This window comes from Neorickettsia findlayensis (assembly GCF_009856525.1).
In the GTDB taxonomy this organism is placed as follows: domain Bacteria; phylum Pseudomonadota; class Alphaproteobacteria; order Rickettsiales; family Anaplasmataceae; genus Neorickettsia; species Neorickettsia findlayensis.
On sequence record NZ_CP047224.1, the window covers coordinates 812,442 to 825,325 of the forward strand.

Below are 12,884 nucleotides of genomic sequence, written 5' to 3' on the forward strand. Positions count from 1 at the left end.
AGTGAAGTACTTGTAGCATACCTTTGCACCTGTTTAGATCAAGAGAAGCTTATAATCGATGGCAAATCAAACGTTCAGCATTAAGTATACAAACAAATTGACACAAAGAACTGTGGATGACATATCGCTACAGCAACTACACAAACCCACCCGACACAGTAAACTGAAAAACGGTGCAGAAAATCTACTATCAGAAGTCTAGCAAACATAAAAAAGTACAACGGCTGCAGGGACATTTATCCTATACAAACCACATAATAAACTACAGACCACCACAGTCAGCACTAGTGAGTCTCAAAAACACCAGATTAAAACAAAGTAACACCCGCAATATGTATAAATATCTTCTAGAATGGGATAAATTCCCCGGGTTTCCAGTAGATAAAAACCTTACTAGAGTAATTTCTCATTAGAAACACGGCTATTTACACAAAAAACTTATGAAGGTTTTTTTAGGATAAAGCAATTCACTATGTCTTTCATTGCTAAAAGTTGCGTAAAAACAGCAAAAAGTGTAGACTCCCACCAGGTGGTGAATTCTAGATATGGGCTTAAAGTGCGGAATCGTCGGACTTCCAAATGTCGGAAAGTCGACTCTATTTAATGCGATGACGCAAACGCAAGCAGCCGAAGCTGCAAACTATCCTTTTTGTACAATAGAACCAAATATTGCTAAAGTACCAGAATATGATGAACGCCTCGTTCAAATAGCCAAGATTTCGGCGGCACAAAAAATTGTATTCAGCCAATTAGAAATCGTTGATATTGCGGGGCTAGTTAAGGGAGCGAACAAAGGTGAGGGGTTAGGTAATAAGTTCCTTTCCCACATAAGAGAAGTAGATCTTATAATACACGTTCTGAGATGTTTTCCGGATGACAGTATAAGGCACGTCCATGGGAAGGTAGACCCAGTGTACGATGCAGAAATCATAAGAACTGAGTTGCTCCTCGCAGACATTCAGAGTCTAGAAAATCGTCTTAAAAAAAGCAAAACCTCTAGTCAGATGATAGAACAAGCGCTGGAGATATTAAATAAAAAAAATCCTCTCCCATGTGATCTAATGGATCAAACGTTTAGAGAACTGCATCTATTAAGTGCAAAACCGGTTCTATATGTGTGTAATGTTCCACAAGAAGATGTCATCTCAGGAAACGATTTCAGCAAACAGGCAGAAAAATTCGCACAGGACAATATGTCCGAAGCAGTTAAGGTTTCCGCAGCAATAGAAGCGGAAATCTCTCTGTTAGACTCACCAGAGGATCGCAAACTTTTTTTGAATGAACTTGGCTTAGAAGAATCACAACTAAATAAGGTGATCCAGACAAGTTCAAGGCTTCTTGACCTTGTTGTCTTTTTCACTGCAGGAGAAAAAGAAGCAAGAGCTTGGCCTATAAAAAGAGGTTCTACAGCTCCTCAAGCAGCCGGAGTCATTCATACAGACTTCGAAAAGAAGTTCATTAAGGCCGATATAATAAGCTTCACAGACTATATCACTTTCGGTGGTGAGCAAAAATGTAAAGCACTCGGCAAGATTCGTTCAGAGGGCCGCGAATACATAATACAAGACGGAGATGTAATCGTTTTTAAACACGGGTAATGCTATGTCAAAGATTAGTAAGGACGTCTTAGCAAAGAGACTTAGGGAAAACATACGGAGACGGAAAAAACACAAAGACAGCGTGTCATCTAAAGCTAGCCGCCTCAACTCCCAGCAAGAAGCAAACCCACCTACAAATACCGCCTTAGAGCACAAAAAAACCGGACTACCAGCCTGTACTGAAAATCAGCACCCAAAAAACCAAGGTTACACAAGCACCCTAGAGGATTCGAACCCCTGACCTTCTGATCCGTAGTCAAACGCTCTATCCAGCTGAGCTAAGGGTGCACACAAAGCCAAATTTTACACTGGAATTAAAAAAAAGCTAGAACCGCCACCGAGTTAACGTGACTAACACATTATGTATAGTAAGAATCACGTTTATTTGTACAGCAAAAGCCTATAAATATATTTTTATTACTTTGGACAAACCTTTGCACCGGTAGTTGATGAAACATTTGCGCCAACACTAACAAAGAGTACAGACTGAGGATTCAAAAAATCTTTTATAAATAGGTTTAGATTTTCGACTTTCACCTTGCGTATTCCTTCTAAGTATTTTTCCATGTAATCAATTTCCAAACCTTCCTGTTGCATTTGCACAAGCATATCCAACATACTAGCCGACTTATCCATTTTCAGGACAAAAGTATCCAGTAAATGGCTTTTAGCTTTCTCAACCCTAGCAGAGGTTAACCCAGAACGTTTTAACTCATTCAACACGTTTAATATTTCCTCTCTCACCTGAGGAGCACTATCATTGCTTGTTGTAGCAAAACCGAACAACAAGTTAACCGCCGAATGCATTATCTGCGTGTATATACCATAAGTATGGCCTCTGCGTTCACGAATTTCTTGCATCAACAACGACTCAAGCCCACGACCTCCAAGAATGTGATTTAATACCACCAGGTTGTAGAAGTCCTTGTCTGTTGGACTCATTCCGCTGTGCCCGAACAAAATAATATTCTGAGGGATGCTTTTTTCGACTGAAATACACTCACCTGAGGTGCGGAAAACAGGCTGTTCAGGCTTTTTGACCTCCATCATCGTTAAAGGGAACTCTATGAGATAATCGTCTAACACGGACTTAATATCATCAGCGTGCGTGTTTCCAAGGACTGCAATCCTCATGTTGATTCTGTTGAAAACGTTGACGATTTTCGTCTTTATATCCTCCGCCTTTATTGCCCTAATCGTTTCAACGCGTCCCCAACGGACATTTGAATAGCCTGAATCTGGGAACGCAATCTTGAAAAATTCTGTCTTAGCAATAGACACCGGATCACCTTCATCTCTCTTAAGTTGTGAAATTTGTCTTTCTTTCACTTTTGAAAGAGTTTCATCGTCCAATTTTGGTTTTGCTATTGATGCACAAAAAAGCTCAATTGCCTGCCTTATAGATTCCTTTGGAGCACTCACAGTTACTACAAGATCATTTGTTCCAAGGTCATATACTATTTTACCACCTATTTTTTCGAGACTTTTTACAAAATCTCTGTTGGTTGTACCACTTATACCTTCGTTAAGAACCTCCACAACAAGGGCTGCCAACCCGAGTTTTATTTTTGGATCATATGCATAGCCCCCACCTTTGAACACAAAACTGTAAAAGACCAATGGAACATCATCTTTATGAACAAACCACGCTCTCACACCATACTTACTCTCAACTTCACTAATCTTGAATAAGGTCTGAGAATCAACTGCATGGGAAAATCCACACATCATAAAAAATAAAACAAGGACAAGACCTCTAAGCATATCTATTTATCTAAGTACCCGATTACTTTCTTCGCATTCACCAATTGCATAATTGCATCGTTAATTTGTTCCGGTGTTACAGCTGAGATACGTTCTGCCAATCTCTGAAAGTGGTCAAAATCAGCACCTACAGACAAGGCAACAACGTGACTAATGCCGCGAGCATTGAAACCGTCTAAAGCTTTCATTAAGGAGACTTTCAGCGTCATTTTTGCAGCTTCAATATCTTCAATATTGACACCATTCTTGATAACCTGTGACATGATACCCGAAACACCCTTCTCAAGAACTTCTAACTTCACGTCGGGATTCAGCGGAGTAATAACTATTTCGACAATCCCCTTACGAAGAGTGAAATAATCATAATCCACCGAGACATTGAGTGCGAGCCCGAGATTGTGAACAAGCTCCATACCCAATATACTTGTCTTGCCACCCGCTAATACCTGAGAAGCCACTAACATCGCAGCATGTTCTTCAGTTGAAACATTAGGCGCCGGAAAAAAGTATATTAGAGCCCTGTCTTCTGTTTTATGATTAACCATTCTGACATTTATGTCCGAATGATGTGCTGGTTCTACAAACTTACCAAAACACGAACGCCACCGAGAAGATGAATTTTTCAAGACACCATAATACTTCTCTATATATCCCTTTACTTCAGCAACATCGATATCTCCAAGAATAAGAAGTACCGCATTTGACGGCCGGTAGCATGCATTATACATTCTTTGCGCCAGCGCAGCATCAAAAAGTACAAGCTCTTCCTCCCAACCTATAACATTCCAACCTGTTTCATTTCGATAAAAGGCCGCCATCATCTCTTCCTCGAGTTTTACAACTGGGTTGTTGTCTACTCTCATTTTGCGCTCTTCTATCACGATTTTGCGTTCCAACCCCGCAGCCTCATCACTGATCACAAGATTCTGCATTCTTTCAGCCTCAAGACGAACGACTTTCTCCAACTTGTCTTTATGAAAAAGTTGATGGTAAACCGTGTGATAATCTGAGGTAAATGCGTTGTACAAAGAATGCAATCCATCTATCTCCTTACTAATACTTGGAATATTCTTCGACCTTCTGAACATTAGGTGCTCCAGATAATGGGCAAGCCCAGAACCACCCCTAGGATCGCTTGCACCTCCAACTTTATAAAGTAGAACATGTGAAACAATGGGCAGGGAAGTATCCTTTATCAGATAAACATCCAACCCGTTACTCAATGTATAGTGAACACGCTCATCTTCTTTTGAATGCCCCAGACTCAAAAAGAGAAACAAAAAAACACAGAGCAAACAAGATAAAAACTCCTTCATAATATTTCTCATCTAATTGATGCTACGATCTCCCTCAGACAAAGAGATCCTACTGCTGGTTGAATAAAAGAGCACAAACACAACACCAAGAAAAATCGCCGCATCAGCAACATTGAAAACCGGCCAATGAAAATCTAAAAAATGAAAGTCAATAAAATCACGCACAGCACCAAAACGCACCCTGTCAGCAAAGTTAGCAATGGCACCTCCAAGAATAAAACCCCACGCTACACAAGCAACCAGTCTTCTTTCACGAAGAGAAAAGAACAAGACAAACGCTACTGCGGGCACACTGACAAGAAGGAAAAAAAGGTTCGAGAACTGATACCCACCAAAAAGTCCAAAACTCACACCAGTATTATATACCCTGACAAAATTAAGGACGGGAAAAAGTTTTACCTCTGTAACACCTTCCAGCATTAAAGCGCACAGGCGCTTCGTATACAAGTCTAAGGAGGTCACACAGCACCCAACCAGAATCACTAAAACCTGTCGAAAGAAAACGGACCCCCTCAAACAACTTCTTTCGCAATACACAACCCACACCCTGTAAAGCGCACCCTAAAAAGAAAGAACTGAGGAACAACCTACTGGTCAAATTTCTTGAAAAATCTGCAGTCAAGCGGCTCGCCAGTAAGCTTAGTGATTAACTCGTCCATGGAACAACGCGCTCCCTTAGTATACACATTAGAACTTAACCACGCAACTAGTTTCCTTATTAACGATTTTTCCTCTTTTAACCCAGGACATTCGGACTTCAACACGTGGAATATCTGGCCAGACGCAATTATGCCCTTCAAGTAAGAAGGATAATAGCAAAATTCACCAAAAAACCAATGATGATTATCAAGAATACTTGCGTGCGGATCGTTTAAACCGAAATAATACGAAAGATCCTCAACAAAAAGCTTCTGAATATCATCAACAGAAACGTCACCATTTATGAGCGACTTCTCGATTGAGAATAGTATCATCAAGTGTGTAAGCGCAACAAACTTGTTCGCACCCATAATTGAACTCGAATACTCAGACTTCTCTTCTACACCAAGAAACTGAGCAAAGTTTTTCTCTTCAAAAAGAAAATGAGAGAACAGAAAACCCTGAACCGCATACATAGAGATACTGGTTGGATTGCATATCGGCTGCGTCCTCCATTTGTCGTATGGAAGATTCCTTATGTACAGTCCCTGCCCTAAAAGGAACAATAATGTCGGAAAGAATGCGCTCCCACCTTCTTGCATAATCAACTTGAGCCCATTTTCTCCACCTGAGAGGTGAAAATGATCCGAGTAAAAAACTCTAACCACATTCTTTGGAAAAAATTTCTCAACGACGCGTTTATGATTACACTTAGCATCTCCTTTCTCTTGAGGCTTATTCAAGGAAATTTCTCCTAAACCCTGGACTTTTCCTTTCAACAGCGGACTTACACCTATACAGAGCTGTTCAAGATGGTCCGGGTCGATCTGATAAGCCTTCAACAGAGCTGAATATCTATCCACACTAGAATCTTTTGCATACAAAGCCGCTATCTGCGCAACCACCTCAATGAGTTTTTTAAACTCCTCCTTTACGAGAGAAAAATCCTTTGCCTTTCTCGCTGCTGCATAAGCCGACCTACAAGCAAACGAGGCCTCTGTGAAACTTTCTACAACGTCAAATGGTATTCCCCTTCTCCTAGCACAGAAATCCTGCATAAACCCAAAGTTGACTCTCTGCCAATCGTTCAAGTCTTTTGCCTTAAGCTTTGCCTGCTCAATCAGGAAATACACCTCGTCACTTGTCGCAACATCGTGAATAATCTCCTTCAGCGTGATTACTTGGGTTAACTTCTCATTCGCAGATTCACTATGGAGCCTTACATCGAAATCAAGAAAACACAAAGTCTTTTGCAGGCTGTCAATTCTTGCAAATATTTTTTCTAACTTTTCATACTCTTCCATTGTTTTGTGAGCCTCTCTCCTTGGTTACGGCACGTCATGCCGGCAGACCAAGCCACCCGGCAATTGTATACGATACGGTAGCACCATTTCCACCCCAATTGTACAAAATATTCACTATGGCTTAACGAGCTTTACAAAAAAGTGATCAACTTATTGATTTTACCACACTAAGCATTATAGTTGCTTACATAGTTATGGCATGCGAACTTCTAAACTGGAAGTATACCAACTGCCAGTACTTCTCCGTTGAGTTTTGTTTTTTATTGTTCTCTTGAGTGTCATATGAAGAAATCGTTTATCGCGTCGATCCTGTTGTTGCAGATGTTTATTCAGCCATCTTATGCTGATGAGTCGGATGGTCTATCTGGTGATCTTTCCAACGCTTCTGTCACCTTGTCTTATAGGTCAGCTGTTGCAGGAAACCACGATTCTCTTAGCAAGTATAGCGCCTTTAATCACGGTGGGAGCCTAGGGGTCTACTACCCAATACCCGGACTTGCAGATATAGGTGTAGAAGTTGACGTATTAAACCCAAAAGATCTTTTTTTGGATCGTGAGAAAACAGAAGCTGATATGCTCACTTCCCCAATTTTATATTCCGGAATCTTGAAATTGCAGAAAAGAGTTGCCTTGGCAGATGATCTTGGGTTGGTTGGTGGAATCGGCTTGGGCCCCACATATGTTGTATTTGATACACCAACAAGCAAAGATAAAAAACCTTTTGAAAAAAGGGAACTCTCCTCTAAGTGGAGCCTTGCTGCTGTCGGTGATTTATCGCTCTCTATCGCGCTTACTGAATATGTCTACGGTACCATTGGGTACTCATTGCAATATTCTCCACTTGGTAAAGTTGCATTTGAAGAAACTGATAGCAAGGGAAAACCAGCAAAAGTGGAAGTGGATGCTTCGGCTCTTTTTGCCCATGCACTTAAAGTTGGTATTTCAACTACCTTCGGGGCATTCCTCGCGTGAGGATAGTGATGGAAACTCGGGTTTGGAACATTTTGTTCCTACCGGGTTTCCGCTGTTAGATCCTCAAGCATTTGCTTTGCCGCGTTTTCCTCGGCTGCTTTTTTGCTTGTGCCGGTGGCCGTGTTTCTTTTTCCGTCTGCGCAGATTTCTACTTCAAAAATGGGTGAGTGTGCTGGGCCCAGTTTATTGATGATACTGTAAGTAGGTGGCTTCATTCCTTTTGCTTGAAGCAGCTCCTGAAGCGCACTTTTTGGGTTTGCCTTAATGGAGTCCGATTGGACAGCTAGACCGTACCAATGTTTCTCAATGAAGCAGGCAGCTGTTTCAAAACCCGCCTCCAGGAAAATGGCTCCTATAAGGGCTTCTAAAACATTCTCTAGATTGCTTATCTTCTCACGTCCACCACAGGCTTCCTCGGAATTTGAAAGGTAAATGTAACTACCCAAATTCATCTGGCGAGCAAGCATCGCGAGAGTGTTCTTACAAACAAGTGCACTCTGTCTTTGAGAGAGTCTACCTTCAGGATCACCGGGGAAAAGAGAGTAGAGCATCGAAGCAACAACCAAATTTAGCACTGCATCTCCAAGAAATTCTAATCTCTCGTAAGACGGACATTTTTCAACACTTGGATGCGTTAAAGCCTCGATAAGTAACTCTTTATTTCTAAAATGTACTCCAATTGAAGATTGCAGTTCTTCTAGTTCCATAGAGCGTCTACTTCATAATATTCCCTGACATCATCCTTGAAGATATGTACTATCACTTCACCCATGTCGATAAGCACCCAGTTACCTAAGTCGTAGCCTTCGGTCTTCACAGATATTCCTTTTTCTTTGCTTAGCTTCACGACAAAGTCAGCCAGAGTTTTTACATGCTTGTGTGAATCAGAAGAAGCAACAACCATGCAACCTGTTATACCTCTTCCACCATAAATCTTAATATCTCTCCCCTTATGGACAGACAAACTTTCCAGGATTAAAGAAACTATTTGGGATTCCATTCTTGTATACGTAGAGAGGGTACTAATCATTTTACAGAAAGCTGTCACAATGCGAAACCCTGAAAAACTTATTCATTCAGGAGTGATTCTGACTGATGAGATTCCTGGTAACATAAAAGTATTGATAATTGGACGATCGTGGAACATATTCCACTGATCCATGCATCTGTTCGCCGTCGAGGAGATAACTTCCACTACCCGGAATTGAGCGAGTAAAATTCGAGGTCCCTATGCAGGTTTCTGTGTATAAATTGAATTACGCTGTTAGTGTTAACATACTACGCATAGCACCGTCCTGTTCAATTTATGCGCGATTTACAATACTGAAAACCAAGAGCTAGTACAAAAACAATTTTAATACGCACATAAGATCTGAAATTGTACTTCATGAGCACAATGTGAGCTCTTTTATACCTTTTCTATCACCCTCATTCTTGCAGAACGGGAGCTTGGATTCTCTCTTACTTCTTCCCTACTTGGAACAACAATCTTCTTCGTGAGCAGATTAAACCCGTGTCCATGAACACTTCTAAACAAATGTTTGACTATTCTATCTTCAAGAGAATGGAAGCTAACAACAACTATCCTACCTCCAACCTTCAGCATCGTCAGCGCTGCTCTCAGTCCGCATGCGAGAGCACCCAATTCATCATTTATGAAAATTCTTAGAGCCTGGAAAGTTTTTGTTGCTGGGTCTATCTTATAGTGCCTTCTTGGAAAACAAGATCGCACGATTTCTGCTAGACCGTTAGTCGTCGTGATTCTCTTTTTGCGTCTTGCATTAACAATTGCATGAGCTATCTTTCTCGACATTCTCTCCTCACCAAATTCGTAGATAATGGAGGCGATTTTCACTTCGGTGTAACTGTTAACAACTGTCTCAGCTGTTAATAGAGTACTTCTATCCATACGCATATCTAAAGGACCCTCGTGAAGAAAAGAGAACCCTCTATCAGCAACCTTCAATTGCATTGTTGAAACACCTAAGTCAAACACAATCCCGTCCACCTTCACTTCGCCTAGTAGAGCCTCAATATTCATGAAATTATCATTTATAAAGTTCGTACGTCCGGCAAAATCATTCTCTATGACCTGGAAGAATCGTTTTACTGTCTCATCACGATCGATGGCATACACGAAACAGTCGACACTACTCAAAATAGCCCTAGTGTAGCCCCCTGCACCAAATGTTGCATCTACATAAAGACCACCATTCTTTGGAGCAAGAAATTTTATAGCTTCGCTCAAAAGCACCGGCTTGTGTAATATCTCATCTTTCAAGCTATCAGTAACACTCATTTAACCACTTAAGGACGCTCTATCCAGTTGATAATGCAGCAAAAAGTCTTGGGAAGTGCTCCCCTAGCTCCGAAATACAACTAGTGCGCGTTCTACTCACAAATCAGAGAACAGAGCTAAACGAAAAAACTCATGCATCAGTTGCATTATATACCATCCTGTAACCGAATATTCTGTTACTTGCTTTCGAGGCGAAGCGTGTAGCACTCTTTGGTACCTCAGTATCTTCAACTTTAGAAAAGACTTTCAAAGCAGATTGATATATTTGCTGAGCATAATCTTGGTCGTCAGTCGCGATAACAACTTCAGCTAATGTGTGCAAACTACGACCTAAGAGCTGCAAAAACGATACATCTACAATTCTCCGTTTCTTGTGCTTTTTTTTAGGCCAGGGATCAGGAAAGAGTATGTATACCTCACGAAAAACTTTACAACGTAACTTTTCCAAAAGAAGACGAACATCGTTATTCCAAATTAGAACATTTGATAGTTCATGAAGCTTCACTTGCTCCAGGAGCTTGGCGACACCATTTACGTACACTTCAGCGCCGACAAATACTTTATCCGGGTGATCTATAGCCTTTTTTAGTATGTGTTCACCAAAACCAAAGCCAACCTCCAACACGATCTCACTCTTGAGATTTTCAAGTTTCTCACTAGACGCAAGAAAGCTTTCTAAGTCGATGAGCTTATTCTCGCTAAAATTTCGACCACGACGCCTCCCATAAGATCTGAGAAACTGTTTTTTTTCCAGCCCTAGATTTAGTGTATTGTGCTCAGACACATCAACCCAAAGATCAGCCAAAAAACGAAAGGGCAATATCCAAAAAGAAGTGTAATGTTCATACAATCCATCATTATTCCGTCCAAAATCTCCTACGATGAGGAGATATCTATGCCGAGCATTTTATATGCTTCAGCTCTCTTCGAGAGAGCTGAAGCATAGAGTTTTGTCCCAGAATAATCACGAACCAATTCATCGAATCTAGCTATGGCAGCATGGTAATTCATTTCTCTGAAATAGAAGGACCCTATAGAAAAGATTTTTTCTGCCATGATTTCATTTATCTCGAGTAGTTTCTGATGTGCGTCAGTAACGTAGTCAGAGGTAGGAAACGTATCAACTAAAACCGCAAAAGCATTTCTAGCTTTATCCGCGAACTCACCACTATTGCTACGACCCTTTGACATCTGAAAGTAAGCATTCCCCTTTATGCTGAGAACTTGATCCATCCTAGCACCGCCTGGATAGTTTAAAAGATATCCTTCGGCACTACCCGCTGCAGCAGCAAACTTTCCCTCATCGTAAAGTATCTTAGTGTAAGATGCCTTTGCTTCTTCCCCTATGGAAGAAAAAGGCGCAATGTCAGCTACCTTTTCGAAAAGTTCCTTTGCAGTCTTGTAGTTTTTTTTCTTAAGTGCCAGAACCGCATTGTTATACATCGACAGTTCACTTTCTCGCATTTTACTGCTCAAAACTTTCTTTGATTGCCCAACATCACAGCTAGAAAAAACACAAAGAAAACAGATAAGCAAAAAGTTACACAGCTTTCTTCTCATTCGGGCGATAACAAACTACAATATGACCGTTGATTATAATCTGACAATGCAATTAAAAAAAGTTCTTGTCGTCGGAAACGGCGCTAGGGAGCACGCTTTGATCACGAAAATTAAGGAATCGCCAATGCTTGGCAAGATTTACACTACAAACTTGAACTTTAGTCGGTTCGCAGAATATCTTGATATCAACTTGGAAAACTACTTGTACACGTCGTCTACTTGTAAGGCGGAAGGAATAGATCTGGTAGTTATAGGACCAGAAGAACATTTGGCAAGGGGTATAACGGATGCTCTTATGGCTGAAAGCATTTCTGTTTTTGGACCCACAAAAAATGCAGCAAAATTGGAATCATCAAAGTTTTTTGCCAAAGAAATAGCAGAAATGAATGGTGTACCCGTGGCTAAGTACAGTTTTTGTTCATCCATCAACAACTTAAAAAAGCAAATTGAAAACGTTGGAAGCTTCCCTTTAGTTATTAAGGCTGATGGACTTGCATCTGGAAAAGGTGTCATAGTGTGCAAAACCATGGGAGAAGCACTAGAGGCAGGTGAGGCAATGCTGAATGGTTTGTTTGGCGAAGCAGGCAGAAATATAATAATGGAAGAGTTCTTATATGGACAGGAATTAAGTTATTTTGTCCTGGTTGATGGGCAGACAATCCTTCCAATTGGCCATGCAAGGGACCACAAACAGATTTCATACAATGGGAAAAAGTACAATACTGGTGGTATGGGTGCTTACTCGCCTGTTCCGCTCCACAAAAAAACTGAACAAGAAATACTCGGGAAGATTATATATCCAACTATCAATGCGTTGTCAGCAATTAACGTTCAGTACAAGGGGGTCCTTTTTGCGGGACTCATGCTAACCAACTCTGGACCTAAGTTATTGGAATATAATGTCCGATTTGGTGATCCAGAAACCCAAGCAATACTACCACGCCTAAACGCTGATCTACTTGATCTTATGCTCAAAACATTAAATGGAGATCTTGATAGAGCTACAATCTCTTTCAAGAAAGAAGTATGTCTGTCTGTCGTCCTTGCTACCCGCGGGTATCCAGTCTCTTATGAAACCGGATACCCGATAGATAATGTAGAGAAGGCACTACAAAACGTTGAAGGGCTACAGATTCTCAACGCTGCTGTAAGGTACGATGCAGAAGGACAGATGATTTCCAACGGTGGTCGGGTCCTCAACTTAGTGGTGGGTGCCCCGACTTTATCAGAGTGCAAACATAAAATTAGACGTGGTTTAGAATTAATAGACTGGAAAGAAGGGGTCTATTTAGATGAATTAGTCTTAGGGTAAACCTGGAGTGTTTTCCCACGGCAACGTTTAAGCAAAACCTCTACAGCATGCTTTCTACGAAATTCTTGAGGTCGTTCCCCCACCGACACAATCAGAAATTCCAGCAATAAAGGAGCCTGC

At 41.0% G+C, this 12,884-nt stretch carries 12 protein-coding genes and 1 tRNA gene; 3 read left to right on the top strand and 10 right to left on the bottom strand.

Annotated features, from left to right (window positions below; all coding sequences use genetic code 11):
- Positions 1–545 precede the first annotated feature (545 nt).
- Positions 546–1,598, top strand: a complete 1,053-nt coding sequence (ychF, locus tag GP480_RS03700) for a redox-regulated ATPase YchF (protein WP_160095945.1) — start codon at positions 546–548, stop codon at positions 1,596–1,598.
- Between the two features lie 214 nt (positions 1,599–1,812).
- Here ychF and GP480_RS03705 read toward each other — a convergent pair.
- The 5 genes from GP480_RS03705 to GP480_RS03725 all read right to left on the bottom strand — a co-directional run bounded on the left by GP480_RS03705 (position 1,813) and on the right by GP480_RS03725 (position 6,621).
- Positions 1,813–1,886, bottom strand: a tRNA-Arg gene (locus GP480_RS03705).
- A gap of 129 nt (positions 1,887–2,015) precedes the next feature.
- Positions 2,016–3,329 (bottom strand): M16 family metallopeptidase, encoded by a 1,314-nt coding sequence (locus tag GP480_RS03710; protein WP_237111345.1) that lies wholly within the window; start codon positions 3,327–3,329, stop codon positions 2,016–2,018.
- 35 nt (positions 3,330–3,364) lie between these two features.
- Entirely contained in the window at positions 3,365–4,678 is a 1,314-nt protein-coding gene (locus tag GP480_RS03715; RefSeq protein ID WP_160095949.1) for a M16 family metallopeptidase, read from the bottom strand.
- A 12-nt stretch (positions 4,679–4,690) separates the two neighbouring features.
- Positions 4,691–5,224, bottom strand: coding sequence for a signal peptidase II (gene lspA / locus GP480_RS03720; RefSeq protein WP_336603230.1), 534 nt, complete (start codon positions 5,222–5,224; stop codon positions 4,691–4,693).
- Between the two features lie 41 nt (positions 5,225–5,265).
- Positions 5,266–6,621 carry a gluzincin family metallopeptidase gene (locus GP480_RS03725; protein ID WP_160095951.1) on the bottom strand — a complete coding sequence of 452 codons (1,356 nt, stop codon included), beginning with the start codon at positions 6,619–6,621 and terminating at the stop codon, positions 5,266–5,268.
- Between the two features lie 282 nt (positions 6,622–6,903).
- Between GP480_RS03725 and GP480_RS03730 the strand changes: the two genes are divergently transcribed.
- Positions 6,904–7,593, top strand: coding sequence for a hypothetical protein (locus GP480_RS03730; protein ID WP_160095953.1), 690 nt, complete (start codon positions 6,904–6,906; stop codon positions 7,591–7,593).
- Between the two features lie 38 nt (positions 7,594–7,631).
- Here the strand turns inward: GP480_RS03730 and rnc are convergent, their stop codons facing one another.
- From rnc to GP480_RS03755, 5 genes are all read right to left on the bottom strand, one after another.
- Positions 7,632–8,300, bottom strand: coding sequence for a ribonuclease III (gene rnc / locus GP480_RS03735; protein WP_160095955.1), 669 nt, complete (start codon positions 8,298–8,300; stop codon positions 7,632–7,634).
- Entirely contained in the window at positions 8,291–8,593 is a 303-nt protein-coding gene (gene rsfS / locus GP480_RS03740) for a ribosome silencing factor (protein WP_160095957.1), read from the bottom strand. Before rsfS ends, rnc begins: the two co-directional genes overlap by 10 nt.
- 408 nt (positions 8,594–9,001) lie before the next feature.
- A complete protein-coding gene (gene rsmH, locus GP480_RS03745; protein WP_160095959.1) occupies positions 9,002–9,892 on the bottom strand; it encodes a 16S rRNA (cytosine(1402)-N(4))-methyltransferase RsmH in 891 nt (296 codons plus the stop codon).
- 130 nt (positions 9,893–10,022) lie between these two features.
- Positions 10,023–10,676 carry a tRNA (guanosine(46)-N7)-methyltransferase TrmB gene (gene trmB / locus GP480_RS03750; RefSeq protein WP_160095961.1) on the bottom strand — a complete coding sequence of 218 codons (654 nt, stop codon included), beginning with the start codon at positions 10,674–10,676 and terminating at the stop codon, positions 10,023–10,025.
- A gap of 92 nt (positions 10,677–10,768) precedes the next feature.
- On the bottom strand, positions 10,769–11,452 hold the full coding sequence (locus GP480_RS03755; RefSeq protein WP_160095963.1) for an outer membrane protein assembly factor BamD: 684 nt from the start codon (positions 11,450–11,452) through the stop codon (positions 10,769–10,771).
- A 22-nt stretch (positions 11,453–11,474) separates the two neighbouring features.
- Here GP480_RS03755 and purD point away from each other — a divergent pair, with 22 nt between their 5' ends.
- Positions 11,475–12,764, top strand: a complete 1,290-nt coding sequence (gene purD / locus GP480_RS03760) for a phosphoribosylamine--glycine ligase (protein WP_160095965.1) — start codon at positions 11,475–11,477, stop codon at positions 12,762–12,764.
- Positions 12,765–12,884: the final 120 nt, after the last annotated feature.

Coding starts and splice junctions, on each gene's coding strand:
- ychF (WP_160095945.1), top strand. CDS start 546: ATGGGCTTAAAGTGCGGAATCGTCGGACTTCCAAATGTCGGAAAGTCG.
- GP480_RS03710 (WP_237111345.1), bottom strand. CDS start 3,329: ATGATGTGTGGATTTTCCCATGCAGTTGATTCTCAGACCTTATTCAAG.
- GP480_RS03715 (WP_160095949.1), bottom strand. CDS start 4,678: ATGAAGGAGTTTTTATCTTGTTTGCTCTGTGTTTTTTTGTTTCTCTTT.
- GP480_RS03725 (WP_160095951.1), bottom strand. CDS start 6,621: ATGGAAGAGTATGAAAAGTTAGAAAAAATATTTGCAAGAATTGACAGC.
- GP480_RS03730 (WP_160095953.1), top strand. CDS start 6,904: ATGAAGAAATCGTTTATCGCGTCGATCCTGTTGTTGCAGATGTTTATT.
- rnc (WP_160095955.1), bottom strand. CDS start 8,300: ATGGAACTAGAAGAACTGCAATCTTCAATTGGAGTACATTTTAGAAAT.
- rsfS (WP_160095957.1), bottom strand. CDS start 8,593: ATGGAATCCCAAATAGTTTCTTTAATCCTGGAAAGTTTGTCTGTCCAT.
- rsmH (WP_160095959.1), bottom strand. CDS start 9,892: ATGAGTGTTACTGATAGCTTGAAAGATGAGATATTACACAAGCCGGTG.
- GP480_RS03755 (WP_160095963.1), bottom strand. CDS start 11,452: ATGAGAAGAAAGCTGTGTAACTTTTTGCTTATCTGTTTTCTTTGTGTT.
- purD (WP_160095965.1), top strand. CDS start 11,475: ATGACCGTTGATTATAATCTGACAATGCAATTAAAAAAAGTTCTTGTC.